Genomic DNA, 19787 nt, shown 5'->3' on the forward strand with positions numbered 1-19787 from the left:
CAGAGTGGTCGCCCGTACCTACGCTGAACAGCAGTGACTCCGGTACGGAGCGGATCTGTCCGGGTGCGGGGCGCAGTCGTACCGCTCGTACGTGAGGAGGGGTGAGGTGGAGGACGAGGAAGCGGCGGCCGTGCTCAAGACGGTCGGGCGGCAGATCAAGATGTGGCGCGAGGCCGCTGGGCTGACCCAGCCGGAGCTGGGGGAAGCGATCGGGTATGGCGGGGAGATGGTCTCGTCGGTGGAGCGGGGGCGGCGGAGTCCCAAGCCGGATTTTCTCGACAGGAGCGATGAGGTGCTCGGCGCGGGCGGGAAGAGCTCCGCGATGAAGAAGGACCTGGAGGAGGCGCGCTATCCGAAGAAGGTTCGGGATCTGGCCAAGTTGGAGGGCGAGGCCGTCGAGCTGGGGGCCTACGCCAATCACTACGTACATGGCCTGTTGCAGACACCGGAGTACACAAGAGCGCTGTTCACCATGCGGCGCCCCTCGTACACGGAGGACGAAATCGACAGCCACGTCAACGCGCGTATGGCACGCCAGAGCATCTTCGAGCGGGTGCCCCGTCCAACGCTGACCTTTGTCCAGGAAGAGGTGACGCTGTCGCGCCCCATCGGGGGCAGACTGGTACTGCGCCAACAACTCGAACGTCTCCTGGAGATCGGCAGCTTGAGGCACGTGGAGATCCAGGTGATGCCGACGGATCGTGAGGACCATGCCGGTATGGGCGGGCCGATCCGGCTGCTGAAGCTCCAGAAGGGCCAGACGGTGGCTCACGAGGAGGGGCAGACCTTCAACCGCCTCATCAGCGATCCCAGAGAAGTTCAGCCCCTTGAATTGCGCTATGGGATCATCCGATCCCAGGCTCTCCCCCCTCGGGAGTCGCTGGCCTTCATCGAGAAAGTACTGGGAGAGACATGACCGCCCATGCCTGGTTCAAGAGCAGCTACAGCAGTAATGAGGGGCCTGATTGCGTTGAGGTCGCCATATCCCCCGCCGCCCCCAACACCACCACCGTCCACGTCCGTGACTCCAAGGACAAGGACGGTGCCCGGCTGACGTTCGCCGACGACGCCTGGTCGACGTTCATCGGCAGCTACTCCGCATAACGCCTCTGGAAGGCGTCCCGTGCCGCCGTCGCGCGGGCCAGGCGGGGGCCGAAGAACGCCGGGTCCGCGTCGGGGGAGCGTGCCAGGAGCGTGAGGCTCGCCACCGCGTCGGCCAAATCCCCCCAGCCGTGGGGCGCGGAGAGAATCCCGGAGAGCAACCGGTCGGCTTCGCTGTGGTCACCCCGCGCGTAGGCGATCAGCATCCGGTCGTTGGCCGTGGTTCTCCCGTCCGGCGTGAAGCCGCGCCACATGGGCTCGGCGACGCGCAGGCCTTCCTGGACCGCGACCGTCAACGCCGACGCGTAGAGCCCTACCTCGGGGCTGGTCCGACGCAACCAGTCGACCGCCTGCCCCGCGAGGTCCCAGCGTCCCTTCACGACGTCTCCGAACCAGCACGTGTGCATGACCTCGGCATCACCATCCCGGTCGGCCTTGTCCCGCAGGCCGTCGAGGAGACGTACCGCTTCGTCGTCCCGCCCTTGCCACAGCAGTACCTCGGCGGCCTTGCAGCTCGCCAACACGGACAGCCTGCCGTCGTCCAGGTCCTTGGCCACCTCGAGGTCCACGAGCGCCTCATCGAGCCGTCCCATGGCGATGCAAACACGAGCGCGCTCCGGGTAGAGCCCTGCCACGTCCTGGCTGAGGCGGATCGCCCGGTCCAGGTCCTGTAGCGCTTCGCGGTAGCGGCCCAGTTGGCGTCGGGCCTGGCCCCTGACGGCCAACAGCCACCCGGTGTCGGGGGCACTCTCCAGGACGCGGTCGACATCGGCGACCGCCTCCTCGTAGCGGCCCGCACCGTTGTACGCGAGCGCTCTCATCCAGTGGGCCCACCACACCCGATGCCCGCCCACCGCGACGGCCCGGTCCAGGTCCTCGAACGCACCGTCCTCGTCCCCCGTGCGCTGCCGCAGGTCAGCGCGGTTCACGAGGGCCCACGCATAGTCGGGTTGCAGCTCGACGGCACGGTCGTAGGCCGCGCGCGCCTCCTCGACACGGTTCAGACGATCGAGCGCGTACCCCCGCCCCGCGTGGGCGGAACTACGGTCCGGGGCGAGCTGGCAGGCCCTTCCCAGTTCCTCGACGGCCTCCTCGTACCGGCCGGCCAAGCGGTAGGCGTCCCCGCGCTCGGAGGCGATCCACGCGTTGTCGGGGGCGATCTCCACGGCCCGGTCGAGATCCGCGAACGACGCGTCGAGCCGGCCCAGGTCCCGGTACAGCTTCGCCCTGTGGATCAGAGCCCACAGATACCTCTCGTCGATCTCCAGCGCCCGCCCGAAGTCGGCGAGCGCCCCCTCGGTATCGCCGCGTGCGTGCTTGCCGCTGGCTCGGCTCGCCCACGCCTTCGCGTAGGCGGGGTCCAGGGCCAGGGCACGGTCGAAGGTCTCGACGGCCTCCGTGAGGCGACCCGTGACCCGCAGGCTCTCGCCCCATTCGAAGAGGATCTCGGCACTGTCGGGCCGCAGTTCGGCCGCGCGCTCGAAGTCGCCGAGAGCCGTCTCGTCGTCTCGCATCCGCGCGCGCGTGAAGGCCCGCCCGTAGTACGCGTCCGCCGAGGCGGCGAGTTCGACGGCCTTGTCGTACTGCGCGAGAGCGCGCTCGTACTCCCTCTTCCTCCGCAACTCCTGGCCCCACAGGCAGTGCGCCTCGGCGCAACCGAACGTATCGAGGCCCGCCCGGTCCAGAAGGAGCCCCAGCAGTCCCTCTGTCTCGTCCGAGAGCGCCTCAAGAAGGTCCCGTCCCCACGCGCGTACGACGTCGGCGTCCGCGTGCTCACCCGCGTCGACGAGCACCTGCACACACCCCCGGACCGCCGCCTCCCCCGCCCGGCAGGAACCGACCACCTCCCTGAGCACCTCACCGAGCACGCCCTGGGGCCGGGCGCACAGCAGGTGGTACAGCTCCTCCAGCCGCAGCTCCCGCCAGGCCTCGTCGGACCACAACTCGCTTGCTTCCAGGCCCACTTCCGCCTCGGCCCGCCACTCCCCGAACGTCTCCGCGAGCCGTGCGTGCCGGTCCGCCCACTGTCGCGGGGACCGGGTCCGCTGGAGCCGCAGCATGGCCGTACGGACGACGTCGTGGAAGTGGACGCGCCCCGCTCGCTCGCTCACGAACGGCAGTCCGCGCAGCCACGCGTACAGCCCGTCGGCGTCCCTGCCCGCCACGGCCGCCCGGAAGACGTCCTCGTCCAGCTTGCGTGGGAGCGCGCACAGGAGGGCGACGTCCCGCCGTGCCGGATCCCGCTCCCACTTGAGGAAGCGTTCGACGGCGGTGGCGGTGGGGTCGTCGACCGCGCCCGGGTTCTCGGCGAGGGTGGACACCAGCACGGGGAGGCCCCCGGACAGCCGCAGCACCTCCCGTACGACGGTCTCGTCCACCAGCCCTTTCGCGGCGAGGAGTTGACGCGCCTCGGACTCGGTGAACGGCTCCAGGGCGAACTCGGTGACGAACGCGGCGTAGTCCGTCCAGCGGGCGGGGTCGGGGCCGTGCTGCCCGGCGAGGGTGATGACGGCGTTGGCGGGAAGGGCGCCGTAACGGTCGGTCGTGATGAGGTCGAGCAGCCAGGGGTCGAGGAAGGGTGAGGTCCGCTCGTAGGTGTCGAAGAAGAGGGCGATCCAGGGGGTGTCGGCGGCGACTCGGCTCAGTTCCTCGACGAAGACCGGGGTGAGGACCTTCAAGGGCTCCAGGACCAGGCGCACGTCGTCGTGGTTGCGGAAGCGGGCGCTGAGGGCGGCTCTCAACCGGTCGGTGCTGTGGGCTATTTGGGCCGGGTCGACCGCGCCGGCGAAGGCCCCGAGGACCGGCACCATGCCGAGGCCGATGAGGCCCGCCTGCGACACGGCCATGCTGCCCGCCGAGGGCGGTGGGGGCGGGCCGGGCTGTCCTGGCTGTCCCGGTTGTCCTGGATCCATCCCGGTCTCCAGCGCGGCCGAGGCCGTCTCCGCCTCGTGGCGGCGTTGGCGGTAGGTGGTGAGGAGCCGGTCGAGGGACTTCAACTCGGCACCTTGCCGGGCGAATTGCGCGCTGATCGCCGCCATCGCCTCCGGCACGCTGTTCACGCTCTCGTCCGTACCGGCGGTGAGCGCGTTGCGCTGCACGGCAACCGCCTCCAGCTCACGCACGAGCGAGGACTTGCCGACACCCGCCGCGCCGTGGACGTGGAAGACGAAGCTGTGCCGCTCGTCCTCCGGCGCGGTGTCGAAGTTGCCGCGGAACACGTCGAGTTCACCACGCCGACCGACGAACCCGGCACGCTTGCGCCGCCCGATCAGCTCCTGCATAGAGGGCCGCGCCCGCCCCATCCGTACGTCCCCTCGCCGTCCCCGAAGCCCGTCCACGCCACCTCCATTCTGGCTCAATGCGTACGGCGTACGGCGGGTCCCGCAGGGAAAAATGATCGCCATGGCCACCACACCCCCACGCAGCGCACTGCACCTCACCAGCACCCTCCTCACCGCGACGGTCGCCCTCTACATGGCCCTCGTCGCCTTCGGCAACATCACCGACTTCGGCACGAATCAGGCCTTCGTGCAGCACGTTTTGGCGATGGACACGACCTTCAAGGACGACGACCTGATGTGGCGGGCCATCACCAGCAAGGGCCTCCAGAACACGGCGTACGTCGCGATCATCGTGTGGGAGACGCTGGCCGCCCTGGTCCTCATCTACGGCACCTGGCTCTGGTCCCGCCGCTCCGACGACAGCGCCCGCCGCTTCTCCACGTACGGCCTGCTCATGGTGATGCTGCTGTTCGGCGCCGGGTTCATCGCGATCGGGGGCGAGTGGTTCTCGATGTGGCAGTCGGCCGACTGGAACGGCCTGGACGCGGCACTGCGGGTGTTCCTGCTCAGCGGGGTCGTACTGCTGGTGGTGAACCTGCCGACGGAGCCCCGCCCCAGCCTGGGGAAGGGTTCAAGCTGAGGGATTGGCAGATCCGTCCCATGCCCGGTCCCCGCCACCTGCGGTTTTGCCGTCCGAACGTGGGACGGATCTGCCAATCACTCCTTCGGGCCCCGGAACCGGCCCCCGCGCATCGGAGCTACTGCACCACCACTACCGACGTGCCCTTCTCGCCGAACGTCCACAGGGCCGACCCGTCCGCCTTCGCCATCCGGATGCCGCTGGTCTGCGTGCCGGAGGCGACGGCGGGCGGGGATGAGCCGTCCACCGCGTTGGAGAAGGCGATGGAAAGGCCCGACTTGGTGGCGAAGTAGACGATGTGCTCGATCTGGACGCCGTCGGAGCCGGTCGTGGAGTCGCGGCGTACGTCGACCGTGTAGGTGCCGGTGTCCGGGCTCACCGTGCCCGGCCAGACCGCGAAGGTGCGCTGGGGCGTGTCGCTCGCGTCGACCAGCCAGACTCGCTTCTGGGCGAGGGAGTAGACGATGCGGCGGCCGGTGCCGGAGCCGTCGGGGACCGCGGCGGCCGTCGGCTTCGTGGGGGACGCCGACGGGTGCGCCGACGCCGAGACGCTCGGGTTGGCGGCGGCCGTGGCCTCGGGCTTCGGCCCCTTGTCGGCCTGGACCGCCAGGGCGGCGACGACGGCTATCGCTCCTACCGTCAGACCGGACACCCAGACCTTCGAGGCTGGCACGGCACGCATCTCCTCAGCTACGACCCCCTCCGAACGGGGGCCCGATCATCGTACTGCGACCCTGATGAACCCCGGTCGCCCGCGGCCGCCCGACAGCGTTCCACGCGCACCTGGCGCCGACCGCTGACCTCAACTGTTCCTTTTGGCCGACCACTTCACCCGACACTCGGCACAATGCCCATGTCAACCGATGCCCCAGTCTGAGAGCTCTCGATGCGCTACGCGGCGTTCATCTCGTACAGCCACTCGGCCGACGCGCACCGGGCGCGGGTCCTTCACGAGGCGCTGCACCGGTTCGCCAGGCCCTGGAACAAGCCGCGGGCGCTGCGGGTCTTCCTGGACAAGGTCAGTCTGTCGGCCGACCCCGGGCTGTGGAGCACCGTGGAGGCGGCGCTCGGCGACTCCGAGTATCTGATCCTGCTGGCGTCGCCGGAGTCCGCCCGCTCGCCCTGGGTCGGCCGGGAGATCTCCTGGTGGCGACAGGGTCCCCGGGCGAAGAACCTGCTGCTGGTCGTCACGGGCGGCGAGCTGTACTGGGATCACGAGGCGGGGGACTTCGACTGGGACCGCACCACCTGCCTCCCCGAGGCCCTGCGCGGCCATTTCGACGAGGAGCCGCTCTGGGTGGACCTGAGCTGGGTCGACGAGGACCACTCGGGGTCCCTGCGCGACGGCCGTTTCCAGGACTGCGTGGCCGATGTCGCCGCCCATCTGCACGGCCGCCCCAAGGACGACCTGACCGGCGAGGACGTACGCCAGCACCGCAGACTGCGCCGCTTCCGCCGGGGCATGTTCAGCGCCGTGTGCGTACTGGGCGTGCTGGCGGTCGTCGCCGCCGGGATCGCCGTCGTCCAGGAGGGCAGGGCGGAGGACCAGGCCCGTATCGCGACCGCCCGCCAGTTGGCCGCCACGGCGCTCAGCCTCAGCGACACCGACCTGGACGTCGCCGCGCTCCTCGCCCTCCAGGCGTACGACGTGCAGGAGACCCCCGAAACCCTGTCCGCCCTGTACCGGCTGACCACCGCCAGCCCCCATCTGGTCCGGTTCCTCCAGGCCGACGGCACGGTGACCGCGCTGGCCCACACCACCGCCGCCAAGTACCTGGCCGTCGGCACCGACACGGGCTCGGTCACCGTGTGGTCCTCCGACGGGACACGGCGGGTGGCGCATGTGCCCGTCGAGGGGCGGGTCACCGAGCTGACGTTCAGTGGTGACGACCGGCTGCTCGCGGTGGGCACCGAGACAGGGCAGGCCGTGGTCCAGGACATGGCGGACGGGAGCACTCGGCGGCTGTCCGGCGTCGGGGGCGAGGTGCGTGGCCTCGCCTTCCGGCCCTCCTCGCACGAACTCGCCGTCGCGGACGACCGTGACGTCCTGTTGTACGGCGACACCGGCCGTGCCCCGGGCGCCCGCGTCGGCACCGGGTCCCTCGCCGGTGTGCAGGACCTCGCGTTCTACGACAAGGGCCGGAAGCTGGTCGCGGTCACGACCCAGGACTGGCGCCTCTATGACAGCCGGCTCCGCACACTGCGGTCGGGCCACGACACGATCTACCCCGCGAACGGGTACACACCTGGGGAGTCCCCCAGCGGCAACTGCCTGGGGATCGCCACCTTCGGCGGCTCGGACTTCGTGTCGCTCACCGATCTGCTCCGGGGCGACCTGGCGGAAGGGAGCGGCTGCGGAGCCCATCCTGACCTGCCCGGCAGGGAGGCCAGCGCCCTGGCCGTCTCCGACGACAACCGGGCCGTCGTCGGAACCAGCGAAGGACTCTTCCTCGCCACAGCGCCGGAGGGCAGACCGGACGACGCCGTACTCGAGACGCTGCCCGGCGTCACGGCACCTTCCGTACTCGCCTTCTCCCCCGGCGCGGGCGACCGTCTCGCCTCCGCCGACAGCGCCACCGTCGCGCTGTGGGACCTCGACAAGACCGCGCCCGCCGCTCCCACCCTGCACCGACACGGGGTGTCCGTACCCAACACCACCAAGCTGCAGAGACAGCTTCCTCTCGCCGTGGCCCCGGACGGGCGGGTGGCGTGGAGCCAGGAGCCCACCGGTGAGGACTCACTGCGGGTGTTGTCCCGAGGAGAGAACATCGGCAGCATCGGGGCACCGAACCCGTTCGACGCCGTCGCCTTCGCGCGCAAGGACCGGAACACCCTGTACGCCGCGGTCGACTGCACCGTCGGCACCTGGAAGTCCTCGGACGGCGGCGCGATGCTCCGGGAGGGACTCGCCACCCTGTCCGCCGTCGCCGGCCCGACCCGCATCGCCACCCGGCCGGACGGAGATGTCTCCGTGATCTGCGACGACGGCTCCCTCTACATGCTCGACGACGAACGCCAGTTCACCCAGGTCGTCCTCACTGCTCCCGCGTCGCCCCCACAACAAGCCGGGGCCGCGGTCACCGCGCTCGACGACACGGGCACCCTCGCCGCCGTGGCCGCCGGTGACGGCCGAGTCGACGTCTACGAGATCCCGTCCGGGCACCGGCTGCGCCGCCTGGACCTCGGCAGCTCGGCCCCCGTCCAGCTGGGGCTCTCGGAGAAGACCCACTCCCTTCTCGCCGTCACCGACGACGGCATCCTGGAGCGCTGGGACCTGCGCACCGGCAGCCTGGTCCAGCGCTCCGACGGGGCGGGCCGGTACGGACTCGCGTTGGATCCCTCCGGCCGCTGGGCCGCCACCCTCGCCGGTGACGGCACCATGTGGCTGTGGGACGCCGTCTCCGGCAACCGGCTGGGCAGCACCACCCTGCCCCTGAGCTACTCCCTGTCCGGATCCGGCACCGGCGGCACCGAGAGCGGCCTCGCCTTCTCCGCCGACGGCGCCCGCCTCTGGACCGTCACCGAAGGAGGCGAACTCCTCTCCTGGGACACCTCGGTGGCGGCCTGGTCCGAGGAACTCTGCGCCAGAGCGGGCCGCCGGCTCAGCGACGCCGAACGCTCCCGTTACCTGACCTCGCTCTCCGACGACGACACCGCCTGCGCCGACGCCCCCTGAGCGCGGCTCTCAGTCCAGCACCGGCAGCAGCTCCGGGAGATGCCCGTCGGACACCGCCGCCGCCTTCCGCCGTTCCTCCGGCACCTCGCCGTACAGCGTCGTACGAGGCCGCGAAGGCCGGCCCGCCGCCTCCGCCACCGCGATCAGGTCCTTCACCGACTTGTAGGAGCCGTAGGACGAACCCGCCATCCTGGAGATCGTCTCCTCCATCAGGGTGCCGCCCAGGTCGTTCGCGCCGGAGCGGAGCATCTCCGCCGCGCCCTCCGTGCCCAGCTTCACCCAGCTGGTCTGGATGTTCGGGATCCAGGGGTGCAGGAGGAGGCGGGCCATCGCCGTCACCGCCCGGTTGTCCCGCATCGACGGGCCCGGCCTCGCGATCCCCGCCAAGTACACCGGGGCGTTGGTGTGGATGAAGGGGAGGGTGACGAACTCCGTGATGCCGCCGGTTCGTTGCTGGATGCCGGCCAGGGTGCGCAGGTGGCCCAGCCAGTGCCTCGGCTGGTCTACGTGGCCGTACATCATCGTCGAGGTCGACGGGATGCCGACCTCGTGTGCCGTTTCGATGACCTCGATCCAGGTCGCCGTCGGGAGCTTGCCCTTGGTCAGGACCCAGCGGACCTCGTCGTCGAGGATCTCCGCGGCCGTTCCCGGGATCGAGTCCAGGCCCGCTTCCTTCGCCGCCTCCAGCCACTCCCGGATCGAAAGGCCTGTCCTCGTCGCGCCGTTCACCACCTCCATCGGTGAGAAGGCGTGGACGTGCATTCCGGGGACCTTCGACTTCACCGCCTTCGCTATGTCGAAGTACGCCGTTCCCGGGAGGTCGGGGTGGATGCCGCCCTGCATGCAGACCTCCACCGCGCCCACGTCCCACGCCTGTTGGGCGCGGTCCGCGACCTGGTCCAGGGAGAGGGTGTACGCGTCGGCGTCCGTCCGCCGCTGCGCGAAGGCGCAGAAACGGCAGCCCGTGTAGCAGACGTTGGTGAAGTTGATGTTCCGCGTGACGATGTACGTCACGTCGTCGCCGACCACCGATTTACGGACGTCGTCCGCCACTCCGCACAGCGCGTCCAGCGCCGGGCCGTCCGCGTGCAGCAGCGCCAGCGCCTCGGCGTCCGTCAGCTTCGTCGGGTCGTCCGCGGCCACCCGCAGGGCCTGTCGTACGTCGGTGTCGATCCGCTCCGGGACCATCCCCGGCGCCGCCGCCTCCCGCAGGGCGCCCCAGTCGCCGTACACCTCGTCGAAGTCGTCGCGGCGGTCGGACGTACGGCCCTGCGTGTCGATGGAGGCGTGGAGGTCGGTGCGGCCGGACGGGACGAAGACCTCCTCCGGTTCCTGCCACGGACGGCCGTTCACCGGGGCATCGGGGAGCGCGAGGCCCGTCTCCGGGTCCGCGAGCGCCCGTACGTGCGGGAGCAGGCGCGGGTCCAGCCAGGGCTCGCCGCGCTGGACGAACTCGGGGTACACGCAGAGGCGTTCCCGGAGCGAGAAGCCGACGGCCGCCGACCGGTCCGCCAGTTCCTCGATCTGCGGCCAGGGGCGTTCCGGGTTCACGTGGTCGATCGTGAGGGGGGACACTCCGCCCCAGTCGTCGATCCCGGCCCCGATCAGGCGCTCGTACTCCGAGTCCACCAGGTTCGGCGGGGCCTGGAGGCAGGCCGACGGGCCCATGATGTGGCGGGCGACGGCCACGGTGGCGACCAGCTCGTCCAGTTCGGCGTCGGGCATGCCGCGCATCGCCGTGTCCGGCTTGGCGCGGAAGTTCTGGATGATCAGTTCCTGGATGCCGTGGTAGGCGCGGGACACGCGGCGGAGGGCGAAGAGGGACTCCGCGCGCTCCTCGTACGTCTCGCCGATGCCTATCAGGAGGCCCGAGGTGAAGGGGACGGACGAGCGGCCCGCGTCCTCCAGCACCCGCAGGCGGACGGCCGGTTCCTTGTCCGGGGAGCCGTAGTGGGGGCCGCCCGGCTCCGACCACAGGCGCTCGGCCGTCGTCTCCAGCATCATGCCCATCGACGGGGCGACCGGCTTCAGGCGCTGGAAGTCCGTCCAGGACATCACCCCGGGGTTCAGATGAGGCAGGAGCCCGGTCTCCTCCAGGATGCGGATGGAGATGGCGCGGACGTACGCGATGGTGTCGTCGTAGCCGTGCGCGTCGAGCCACTCCCGGGCCTCCGGCCACCGCTCCTCCGGCTTGTCGCCGAGGGTGATGAGGGCTTCCTTGCAGCCGAGGGCGGCGCCCTTGCGCGCGATGTCGAGGACCTCGTCCGGGGACATGAACATGCCGTGGCCGGCGCGGCGCAGCTTGCCGGGGACGGTGACGAAGGTGCAGTAGTGGCACTTGTCCCGGCAGAGGCGGGTCAAGGGGATGAAGACGCTCTTCGAGTAGGTGATGACGCCGGGGCGGCCCGCCGCCTCCAGGCCCGCGTCACGCACCCGGGCCGCGGACGCGGTGAGGTCGACGAGGGCCTCGCCGCGGGCCTGGAGGAGGACCGCGGCTTCGCTGACGTCGAGGGCCACGCCGTCACGGGCGCGTTTGAGGGCGCGACGCATGGAGTTCTCGGTCGGGCCGGTGCCGCTGGTGGGCTCGGTGGGGCCGTTTCCGGAGGTCGCGGAAGTCGTCATCCTTCGAGCATACGAGCGAGGTGATCAGGGCAGACAGGCACCGCCCGATTCGTCCCCGGCCGCCGGCCGTTACACCGTGTAAGAGGCACCGGCCGTTACACCGTGTAAGAGGCATAGGCGTCCAACACCTCCAGCACCTCCGCCTCCCCCGCCGGCGGCAGCTGCACCACGACCTCCTCGATGCCCAGCTCGGCGTAGTGCGCGAGCTTGCCGGGGGTGGGGAAGACCGCGTACGGAACGACCTGGAGGGCCGCCGGGTCGCGGCCCGCGTCCGCCCACGCCGTGCGCAGCACCGGCAGCGTCTCCGTCAGACCACGGCCGCCGATCGGCAGCCACCCGTCGGCGTACTCGCAGATGTGCGCGAACAGCTTGGGGCCCGCCGCGCCGCCGATGAGGGTGCGCGGGCCGATGACCGGGCCGCGCGGCTTCTGTACGGGCTTGGGGTACGCGTGCGAGGCCCGGACGCGCCCGAACTCCCCCTCGTACGCGGACGGTTCCTCCGCCCACAGGGCCTGCATCAACCGCATCCGATCCCGGACCAGCTCCCGCCGGGTGGGCCAGTCGACGCCGTGGTCGGCGGCTTCCTCGACGTTCCAGCCGAAGCCGAGGCCGAGCGTCAGCCGTCCCCCGGAGAGATGGTCGACCGTCGCGATCTGCTTCGCGAGGTCGATCGGGTCGTGCTGGGCGACCAGCGTGATGCCGGTCCCGAGGCCGAGGGTCTCGGTGACGGCGGCCGCCTGTCCGAGGGCGACGAAGGGGTCGAGGGTACGGCCGTACTCGGGCGGGAGGTCGCCGCCCGCGGGGTACGGCGTCACCCGCTCCACCGGGATGTGGGTGTGCTCGGGCAGATACAGGCCGGCGAAGCCCCGCTGCTCCAGCTCGCGGGCGAGCCGGGTGGGGGTGATCGTCTCGTCGGTGAGGAAGATCGTGGCGGAGATACGCATGGCCCATCTGTACCGGGCTGTGCCGGAAATGTCCATACCGACTGGTCGGCATCCGTCAGCGTTCGTCGACGTCCAAGCCGAACAGCTACCACTCCCTCAATTCCCCTGTCTTTCCACGGCAGTTCACACACGCCCGGGAGAATTGAGGCATGTGTGACGACAACGAGCTCCATCACAGCATCGGAAGACGCACACTCCTGGTGACGGGAACCGCCGCCGCGCTTACGTTGGGAAGCGTGACCTTCGCCGAAGCCGCCGACGCAGCCGACGGCGAGCAGGAGACCCGTACCGTGCGCGGCACGCTGCCCACCGGGTCGCCGGACTTCGTGTACGTACCGGTCGAAGTCCCGTCCGGCGTAAGGGAGATCAAGGTCTCCTACACCTACGACCGCCCGGCCGTCCCAACGGGTACAGCAGGCAACGCCCTCGACATCGGCATCTTCGACGAACGCGGCACAGAGCTCGGCGGGAAGGGCTTCCGGGGCTGGTCGGGCGGCGCCCGGACCGAGTTCTTCCTCCGCGCGGACGACGCGACGCCCGGCTACATCCCCGGGCCGGTGCGGGAGGGCACGTGGCACATCGCCCTCGGCCCGTACACCGTGGCCCCGCAGGGGCTGTCGTACGACATCACGATCACGCTGACGTACGGGGAGCCGGGCGAGGCGGTCGAGCCCGTGTATCCGCCGGCGCGCGCGAAGGGGCGGGGCCGGGCCTGGTACCGGGGCGACTGCCACCTCCACTCCTGGTACTCCGACGGGCGCCGCACCCCGGCGGAGATCGCGGCCCTGGCCCGGGCCGCCGGCCTGGACTTCATCAACACCTCCGAGCACAACACCCATGCGGCGCACGCCCATTGGGCGGACGTGGCCGGGGACGACCTGCTGGTGATGCTGGGCGAGGAGGTCACGACGAGGAACGGCCATGTGGTCGCCCTCGGCACGGACCCCGGCACCTTCGTCGACTGGCGTTACCGGGCTCGCGACAACCGCTTCGGCCGTTTCGCCCGCCGTATCCGCAGGGCCGGGGGGCTGGTCGTACCGGCCCATCCGCACGCCACCTGCGTGGGTTGCGGGTGGCGGTTCGGCTTCGGTGAGGCGGACGCGGTGGAGGTCTGGAACGGGCCCTACACGCCGGACGACGAGGTGGCGCTGGCGGACTGGGACGCCATGCTGGTGGCGTCGGTGCGGGAAGGGCGGGAGGACCGAGAGCGCGAGGAAGGGCGCGCCGGGCGGGGAGGCCGTGACTGGATCCCGGCGATGGGCAACAGCGACGCCCACCGCGACCCGGACGTCGTCGGCTCCCCGCAGACCGTCGTCCTCGCCGACGACCTGACCCGCGAGGCGATCCAGGAGGGCATCCGGGCGGGGCGGTCGTACATCGCCGAGTCCAAGAACGTCTCCCTGACCTTCACGGCGACCGGCTCGAAGGGCGAACACGCGGGCATCGGCGGCCGGTTGGCGGCGAATCCGGAGACGCCGGTGACGGTACGCCTGGAGGTGACCGGCGCGCCTCGCTGCACGGTCCGGTTCGTGACCGACCAAGGCGTGCTGTTCACGAGCGCACCCTTGCCGGTGGCGGGGTCGGGGGTGGTGGAGTGGCAGACCACTCCGGCCTACGCGGCTTACGTACGGGCCGAGTTGAGGCACGAAACGGCGGCGGGGCCGCTGCCGGGGGCGTTGGCGGGGTTCACCAACCCGATCTTCCTGGGCCGCCGTTTGTGAGACTGCGTGCATGACCTTCACCACCGGCCCCGCTTCTCACGATCCCGCCCTGGACTTCCCCGAGTTGGCGCCCTACGCGCGCAAGACCGTACGGCTGCACCCGCGCCGGGGCGCCCCAGGGCCGCGGGACAGCCACATCGGCGGCCCGCTGTTGTGGCCGGTGGGTGAGGCGTGGCCGTCGTGTGGTGAGCATCGGGATGTGAACGGGCGGGAGTTGGGGCCGTATCCGCTGGTGGTGGTCGCGCAGTTGAGGGCAGGGGACTTTCCGGAGATCCGTTTCCCGGAAGGTACGGATGTGGTGCAGCTGCTGTGGTGTACGGACTGGCACGATCAGCCGCATCCGGAGGGGTGGGGGCAGGCATGCGTCCTCGTCTGGCGCCGGGCGGCCGATGTGACCGACCTCCTCGGCGACCAGCCGGGTCCGGATCCGGGTGAGGACGGGGGACGGGGACATGGTGCCGAGGGCCTGCGTGCTGCATCCCGAGCGGCTGACGGAGTACCTCTGGCGGGACGAACTCCCCGACGGGCTCGCCGATCGTCACGAGGCGTGGTTGGAGGGGCGTGCCGGAGTCGATGGCGTGCAGGGAGTGTGGTGCGGTGCTTGTACGCGGGGTTGTACGTCTGCTCGGGCGATCCTCGTCATCCCGCGTCGCTCTTCACGCAGTGAACGCAGGAGGTGAGCGCCCCCAGCGTGGCGATGGCCGGGCAGCGGGCGACGGATCATGCTCGCGGGAAGCCGGCACCCTCCAGGTCGGCGACCACCGCCGCGTGGTCTGACGGCCACACCCCGTCCACGGGACCGTGTCCGGCCCGCCGTACCCCTCGTACCGTGCCCTCGCCCTCCGGGCCCGCCGGGGCGCCGACGTGGATGTAGTCGATGCGGCCGCCTGGGCCGAGGCCGGGATGGACGTACGGGTTCTGCGGGGTCCAGGTCGCTCCGGGGGTGGCCTGGTCGGCGTACTCCCAGGCGTCGAAGAAGACCTGGCCAGGGACGGGTGGGGATGTGCGCAGGCCGCCGAAGAGGCGGAGTTCGTCGGAGTCGGGCCAGGCGTTGAAGTCGCCGGTGACGAGGGGTGGGTAGGGGGTGCCGTTTTTGTGTTCCGCCACGAACTCGGCCAGTGCCCTGACCTGTTGGACGCGGACCGCCGACGCGTGGAGGGGGGAGGTGAGGTGGGTCGTGAAGAAGGGGATCTCGGCTGTCGGGGCGGACAGGCGGGTGTACAAGGCCAGTCGGCCGTCGTCCAGGTCCGGCGGGGCCGGTAGGCGCAGGACCGACTGCTGCTGGATCGGCCAGCGGCTCAGTACCGCGTTGCCGATGTCCGCCGAGTCGTCGGATATGCGGTGCTGCCAGCGTTCGGGGGCCGGGGACGGGGCCCAGGTCCAGTGGAGGTCCAGCTCGGCGGCCAGCCATTCCGCGAGGTTCTCGCCGGTTCGGCGGTCCGACCAGACCTCCTGGAGGCCGACGACGTCCGGCCGTAGTTCACGCAGTACCGCGAGAATCGCCTTCTGGCGCTCGGCCCACGGGCCGAACCGCCACCACAGGTTCCACGTCACCACCCGCACGGACACCTCACCAGCCCCTCCACGAGACTTGGTAACCATGCCCCGTCACAACGAACGCAAGTATCGGATCGTCGCCGCCTTCCAGCGCCGGCTCAACGCCGTCATGCGCCGGCTGCCGACCCACACCCTCCTGGAGACCACCGGCCGCACCTCCGGCCTGCCCCGCCGCACTCCGCTCGGCGGGCGGCGGGTCGGGGACTCGTTCTGGCTGGTGTCGGAGTTCGGGGAACGGTCGCAGTACGTCCGGAACATCAAGGCAGATCCCCGGGTGCGGGTCCGGCTGCGCGGGCGCTGGCACACCGGTGTCGCTCACCTGCTCCCCGACGACGATCCCGTCGCGCGGCTGCGCAGTCTGCCCCGGGTGAACAGTGTGGGGGTACGGGCCATGGGGGCGCAGCTGCTGACGGTGCGGGTGGATCTGACCGACTGAGCGGCTCCGCCATCCCACCGCGCGCCCACCCGCGCCCACCCGCGCCCACCCACGGCTCAGACGAGGGACGCGGCCAGCAGGGCGAAGGCCGCGACGATGACCGCGACGCGGACGTAGTGCCAGCGCAGCCAGCGGTTCAGCTGCTGCTTCCAGTCGGCGGGACGGTTCTCCGGGGTCCACGTCTTGTTCCGGTTGTTGATCGGGACCAGCAGCAGGATCGACATGATCACGCTGAGGAGCAGCAGTGCGCCGGCGGTGACGACCAGGCCGGTGCCGTGGTCGTGCCATCCGGCTACGGCCCAGATCGCGACCAAGGCCAGTGAGCCGATGTACCAGACCGGCATCACCGCGCCGAGCATCCGGCCCCCGTGGGCGTGACCGAGCTGGCCGCTCTCCTCCGGGAGGGCGTTGAGGATCGGGTTCATGACGAAGGCGACGGCGAACTCCACCCCCACCATCACGCCGACGACCACGACCGTGACGACCTCGAGTGTCTCGAGTGTGCTGAGCATGATGACCCCCTGAAGCGAAAGCTGGAATCTAGCGTTGCTAGCTGTTGAGGCAACGCTAGACCTACTGCCGCTCGATTGTCTAGCAGTGCTAGGATCGACTCATGTCGGTACAGGAGCGCAAGCAGCGTGAACGGGCGGAGCGCGAGCGCCTCATCGTGGCGACGGCCCGCGAACTCGCCGAGCAGCAGGGCTGGGACGCGGTCACCACCCGTCGGCTCGCCGAGCGCATCGAATACAGCCAGCCGGTCCTCTACAGCCACTTCCGCGGCAAACGGGAGATCATCGGCGCCGTCGCCCTCCAGGGCGCCACCGAGATGGCCGCCGCGATGCGGGCCGCGACCGCCGCCGCGGACGGCACACGGACCCGGGTGACCGCCCTCGCCCGCGCCTACCTCGACTTCGCCGAGCGCAACCCCGCGGTCTACGACGCCCTGTTCCAGCTCGACGGCGGTCTGCCGTACGCGCGGGAGGACACCCCCGAGCCGCTGAAGGACGCCTTCGCCGCGCTGCTGGAGACCCTCGCCGAGGTCGCCGGGGACGGGGTCGAACCGGGGCTGTTCACCGAGCTGTTCTGGGCGTCCCTGCACGGGATCGCGACCCTGACCCGTACGCGCAGGCTGCCGCCGGAGGACACCGAGCGCAGGGTGGAGCTGCTGGTCGACCGGCTCGCCGTGCTCTGAGTCTGAGACACGACCGATGCCCGGGCCAGGGGGGCGGTCCGGGCATCGGCGCTGGACGGAGACCTACGCGCCGCCGTGGGGGTTCAGGGCGCGAAGATCTCCTTGCCTTCCTCCGCCGTGCGGAGCGTGATGGCCGCCGCGGGGCAGTTCTCGGCGGCGTCGAGGAGTTCGGGGGACGCCGGTACGGGGGACTCGGGGGCGGTCGCGCGGCCGGCCGTGTCGAGGGTGAAGCAGGTGGGCGCGGTGCCGGCGCAGAGGCCGGAGCCGACGCAGACCGCGGAGTCCAGCTCGATCCGCCACTGTTCCTCGGCCGTCATACCGGCTCCCCCGCCTTGTTCCGGGTCGGTACGGTCACCGGGGCTGTCTCGGACGGCCCGCCCTCGCTGATGCCGAACCGGCCGTGCAGCCGCCGCAGCGGGCCGGGCGCCCACCAGTTGGCGCGGCCCAGCAGCGTCATGACGGACGGGACGAGGACACCGCGCACCACGATCGCGTCCATCAGGACGGCCAGCGCGAGGCCGAGGCCGAGCATCTTCATGTTGGTGATCTGCGAGGTGCCGATGGCCACCAGGACGACGGACAGGACGGCGGCCGCCGCGGTGACCACGCCGCCGCTGCGCTGGAGGCCGAAGACGATGGCGCGGGTGGTGTCGCCGGTGCGGTCGTACTCCTCCTTGATGCGGGACAGGACGAACACCTCGTAGTCCATGGAGAGTCCGAAGGCGACGCAGAACATCAGGACGGGCAGGGTCGCCGGGATGAAGCCGGTGACCGTGAAGTCGCCGAGCAGGCCGCTGAGATGGCCGTCCTGGAAGACCCAGACCAGTGCGCCGAACGTGGCGGACAGGCTGAGGACGTTGAGGACCACCGCCTTCAGGGGGACCACCACGCTGCCCGTCATCAGGAACAGCAGGATCATCGTGACGCCGACCATCGCGAGCAGCGCGTAGGGCAGCCGGTCGGCCAACGTGTCCTGGGTGTCGACGAGTTCGGCCGCGCCGCCGCCCACCAGGACCGGGAACGGGGACGGCACGTCACGGATCGCGCGGACCAGGTCCTGGCTCTCCGGGGAGACGTCCTCCAGGGACGGCTCGACGGCCAGGTAGGAGGCGCCGGTCGTGGTGTAGCGGGCGTTCGCCGGGCCCGGCTGCTGCACCAGGCGGCCCTCGGCGTACGTGCCGGCCGAGGAGTTGACCCGTACGACCCCGTCGAGGCGGGACAGCGTCGTCGCGTACGAGGCGATGTCCGTGGCGCGGCTCCTGCCGTCCACCCCCTGGGCCACCACGTCGAGTTCGCCGGTCGGGCGGGACGTGAAGCCGTCGCGGATCACCTGGTGGACCTGGTGCGCCTCGGCGTCCTTGGGCAGTTGGCGGTCGTCGATGTTGCCGAAGGTCACGCCGAGGAAGGGGGCGCCGAGCGCGACGAGGAACGCGACCGCGGTGACGGCGAAGACGACCGGGCGCTTCACCACGGCCTCTCCGATCCGCCGCCAGCGGCGGCCCGAGGCGTCCGGTGCGGTGCCCTCGGCCGAGCGGCGGCGGAAGAACCGGGTCAGGTCGAGCGCGTCGATCCTCCTGCCCAGGACCAACAGCAAGGCGGGCAGGACGAGGAGCGCCGCCGCGGCGGCGATGAGGACCACCGAGATGCCCGCGTAGGCGAAGGAGCGCAGGTAGTACATGGGGAACAGGAGCATCGCCGAGAGCGCCACGGCGACGGTGAGCGCGGAGAAGGCGACCGTGCGGCCGGCGGTGCCGAGCGTGGTGCGTACGGCGGTCGCGGGCGGGGCGCCGCCGTGCAGTTCCTCGCGGTAGCGGCGGACGATGAACAGGCCGTAGTCGACGGCGAGTCCGAGGCCCAGCGCGGTGGTCAGGTTGAGCGCGAAGACGGACACGTCGGTGAAGCCGGTGATCACGCGCAGGCTCGCGTTGGTGCCCACGATGGCGATCAGGCCGATGATCACGGGCAGCAGGGCGGCCACGGCGCTGCGGAACACCAGGACCAGGATCAGCAGGGTCAGCGGCAGCGCGATGACCTCGGCACGCGCCAGGTCCTCCCGGCTGGTGTCCTGCACCTCGGCGCGGATCTGGGCGGCGCCGCCGATGGAGACGTCGACCGGGCCGTGGCTGCCGCGGTAGTGCGGGGCGAGGGCCTTGAGGGTGTCGTCGGCCTCGGTCTCGGTGTCGGTGACGCGGGCGACGACGAGGCCGTAGCGGCCGTTCTCGCTGCGCAGCGCCGGGGACTTGGCCTGCCAGTACGAGGTGACGCCCTGGACGTCGTGCTCGGCGGCGAGCCGTTCGGTCAGCCGCTCGGCCTCCGCGGTCACCGCCGGGTCGTCGACGCCGGCGTCCGCCTTGACGAGCAGCGCCAGGTTGGGGCGGCCCGCGGCGAACTCCCGGTCGAGGAGACGGGCGGCCTGCGAGGACTCGGCGGCGGGGTCGGTGGTGCCGCCGCCCTGGAGCCGGTCGGCCACCCCGCCGCCGAGGACGACGGCGCCCGCGGCGAAGAGCAGCGCCAGGAACAGGATGAGGCGTGGCCGCGCCGTGGTCAGCCGGGCCAGACGCTCGAACATGGTGGTCCCCTTCAGAGGTGACGCGGGTGTGGGTGGGTGGGTATGGGT

At 71.0% G+C, this 19787-nt stretch carries 15 protein-coding genes; 7 read left to right on the forward strand and 8 right to left on the reverse strand.

The features are described 5' to 3' along the window. Positions 1-106 precede the first annotated feature (106 nt). Both ABZ928_RS14665 and ABZ928_RS14670 read left to right on the forward strand, forming a co-directional pair. On the forward strand, positions 107-916 hold the full coding sequence (locus ABZ928_RS14665; protein WP_361518158.1) for a helix-turn-helix transcriptional regulator: 810 nt from the start codon (positions 107-109) through the stop codon (positions 914-916). Further along, a complete protein-coding gene (locus tag ABZ928_RS14670; protein WP_361518160.1) occupies positions 913-1104 on the forward strand; it encodes a DUF397 domain-containing protein in 192 nt (63 codons plus the stop codon). Before ABZ928_RS14665 ends, ABZ928_RS14670 begins: the two co-directional genes overlap by 4 nt. On the opposite strand, the gene ABZ928_RS14675 is transcribed toward ABZ928_RS14670, so the two are convergent. Next, positions 1092-4439: a tetratricopeptide repeat protein gene (locus ABZ928_RS14675; protein WP_361518162.1), complete on the reverse strand. Its 3348-nt coding sequence runs from the start codon at positions 4437-4439 to the stop codon at positions 1092-1094. The two genes, ABZ928_RS14670 and ABZ928_RS14675, sit on opposite strands and share 13 nt — an antisense overlap. Positions 4440-4503: 64 nt before the next feature. Here ABZ928_RS14675 and ABZ928_RS14680 point away from each other — a divergent pair, with 64 nt between their 5' ends. After that, a complete protein-coding gene (locus ABZ928_RS14680) occupies positions 4504-5022 on the forward strand; it encodes a DUF2165 domain-containing protein (RefSeq protein WP_361518163.1) in 519 nt (172 codons plus the stop codon). A 118-nt stretch (positions 5023-5140) separates the two neighbouring features. Here ABZ928_RS14680 and ABZ928_RS14685 read toward each other — a convergent pair whose 3' ends face one another. After that, entirely contained in the window at positions 5141-5704 is a 564-nt protein-coding gene (locus tag ABZ928_RS14685; RefSeq protein WP_361518165.1) for a hypothetical protein, read from the reverse strand. Between the two features lie 204 nt (positions 5705-5908). On the opposite strand from ABZ928_RS14685, the gene ABZ928_RS14690 reads away from it, so the two are divergent. Next, a complete protein-coding gene (locus ABZ928_RS14690) occupies positions 5909-8698 on the forward strand; it encodes a TIR domain-containing protein (protein ID WP_361518167.1) in 2790 nt (929 codons plus the stop codon). Positions 8699-8707: 9 nt separating this feature from the next. On the opposite strand, the gene ABZ928_RS14695 is transcribed toward ABZ928_RS14690, so the two are convergent. Together ABZ928_RS14695 and ABZ928_RS14700 are read right to left on the reverse strand one after the other, a co-directional pair. Continuing rightward, entirely contained in the window at positions 8708-11320 is a 2613-nt protein-coding gene (locus tag ABZ928_RS14695) for a bifunctional FO biosynthesis protein CofGH (protein WP_361518169.1), read from the reverse strand. 95 nt (positions 11321-11415) lie between these two features. Next, positions 11416-12264, reverse strand: a complete 849-nt coding sequence (locus ABZ928_RS14700; protein WP_361518171.1) for an LLM class F420-dependent oxidoreductase — start codon at positions 12262-12264, stop codon at positions 11416-11418. A gap of 149 nt (positions 12265-12413) precedes the next feature. On the opposite strand from ABZ928_RS14700, the gene ABZ928_RS14705 reads away from it, so the two are divergent. Further along, positions 12414-13985 carry a CehA/McbA family metallohydrolase gene (locus ABZ928_RS14705; RefSeq protein ID WP_361518173.1) on the forward strand — a complete coding sequence of 524 codons (1572 nt, stop codon included), beginning with the start codon at positions 12414-12416 and terminating at the stop codon, positions 13983-13985. A gap of 720 nt (positions 13986-14705) precedes the next feature. Here the strand turns inward: ABZ928_RS14705 and ABZ928_RS14710 are convergent. Further along, entirely contained in the window at positions 14706-15548 is an 843-nt protein-coding gene (locus tag ABZ928_RS14710; RefSeq protein WP_361518924.1) for an endonuclease/exonuclease/phosphatase family protein, read from the reverse strand. A 37-nt stretch (positions 15549-15585) separates the two neighbouring features. Between ABZ928_RS14710 and ABZ928_RS14715 the strand changes: the two genes are divergently transcribed. Then, entirely contained in the window at positions 15586-15978 is a 393-nt protein-coding gene (locus ABZ928_RS14715; RefSeq protein ID WP_361518175.1) for a nitroreductase/quinone reductase family protein, read from the forward strand. Positions 15979-16034: 56 nt separating this feature from the next. Here ABZ928_RS14715 and ABZ928_RS14720 read toward each other — a convergent pair whose 3' ends face one another. Beyond that, complete coding sequence (locus ABZ928_RS14720) at positions 16035-16490, reverse strand: DUF1772 domain-containing protein (protein ID WP_361518177.1); 456 nt, start codon at positions 16488-16490, stop codon at positions 16035-16037. A 101-nt stretch (positions 16491-16591) separates the two neighbouring features. On the opposite strand from ABZ928_RS14720, the gene ABZ928_RS14725 reads away from it, so the two are divergent. Further along, the gene (locus tag ABZ928_RS14725; protein ID WP_361518179.1) at positions 16592-17170 is read left to right on the forward strand and encodes a TetR/AcrR family transcriptional regulator; all 579 of its coding nucleotides are present in this window, start codon (positions 16592-16594) and stop codon (positions 17168-17170) included. A gap of 83 nt (positions 17171-17253) precedes the next feature. Here the strand turns inward: ABZ928_RS14725 and ABZ928_RS14730 are convergent, their stop codons facing one another. Together ABZ928_RS14730 and ABZ928_RS14735 are read right to left on the reverse strand one after the other, a co-directional pair. Then, positions 17254-17487: a ferredoxin gene (locus ABZ928_RS14730; RefSeq protein WP_361518181.1), complete on the reverse strand. Its 234-nt coding sequence runs from the start codon at positions 17485-17487 to the stop codon at positions 17254-17256. Next, positions 17484-19739 (reverse strand): MMPL family transporter, encoded by a 2256-nt coding sequence (locus tag ABZ928_RS14735; RefSeq protein WP_361518183.1) that lies wholly within the window; start codon positions 19737-19739, stop codon positions 17484-17486. Before ABZ928_RS14735 ends, ABZ928_RS14730 begins: the two co-directional genes overlap by 4 nt. Positions 19740-19787: the final 48 nt, after the last annotated feature.

The sequence above is a fragment of the Streptomyces sp. NPDC046909 genome (assembly GCF_040644695.1).
GTDB lineage: Bacteria > Actinomycetota > Actinomycetes > Streptomycetales > Streptomycetaceae > Streptomyces.

What these genes read in the sequence shown, in the direction of transcription:
- ABZ928_RS14730 (WP_361518181.1), bottom strand. Translation starts at nt 17,487, where the DNA reads ATGACGGCCGAGGAACAGTGGCGGATCGAGCTGGACTCCGCGGTCTGC.
- ABZ928_RS14705 (WP_361518173.1), top strand. Translation starts at nt 12,414, where the DNA reads ATGTGTGACGACAACGAGCTCCATCACAGCATCGGAAGACGCACACTC.
- ABZ928_RS14720 (WP_361518177.1), bottom strand. Translation starts at nt 16,490, where the DNA reads ATGCTCAGCACACTCGAGACACTCGAGGTCGTCACGGTCGTGGTCGTC.
- ABZ928_RS14680 (WP_361518163.1), top strand. Translation starts at nt 4,504, where the DNA reads ATGGCCACCACACCCCCACGCAGCGCACTGCACCTCACCAGCACCCTC.
- ABZ928_RS14700 (WP_361518171.1), bottom strand. Translation starts at nt 12,264, where the DNA reads ATGCGTATCTCCGCCACGATCTTCCTCACCGACGAGACGATCACCCCC.
- ABZ928_RS14735 (WP_361518183.1), bottom strand. Translation starts at nt 19,739, where the DNA reads ATGTTCGAGCGTCTGGCCCGGCTGACCACGGCGCGGCCACGCCTCATC.
- ABZ928_RS14715 (WP_361518175.1), top strand. Translation starts at nt 15,586, where the DNA reads ATGCCCCGTCACAACGAACGCAAGTATCGGATCGTCGCCGCCTTCCAG.
- ABZ928_RS14670 (WP_361518160.1), top strand. Translation starts at nt 913, where the DNA reads ATGACCGCCCATGCCTGGTTCAAGAGCAGCTACAGCAGTAATGAGGGG.
- ABZ928_RS14685 (WP_361518165.1), bottom strand. Translation starts at nt 5,704, where the DNA reads ATGCGTGCCGTGCCAGCCTCGAAGGTCTGGGTGTCCGGTCTGACGGTA.
- ABZ928_RS14690 (WP_361518167.1), top strand. Translation starts at nt 5,909, where the DNA reads ATGCGCTACGCGGCGTTCATCTCGTACAGCCACTCGGCCGACGCGCAC.
- ABZ928_RS14695 (WP_361518169.1), bottom strand. Translation starts at nt 11,320, where the DNA reads ATGACGACTTCCGCGACCTCCGGAAACGGCCCCACCGAGCCCACCAGC.
- ABZ928_RS14725 (WP_361518179.1), top strand. Translation starts at nt 16,592, where the DNA reads ATGTCGGTACAGGAGCGCAAGCAGCGTGAACGGGCGGAGCGCGAGCGC.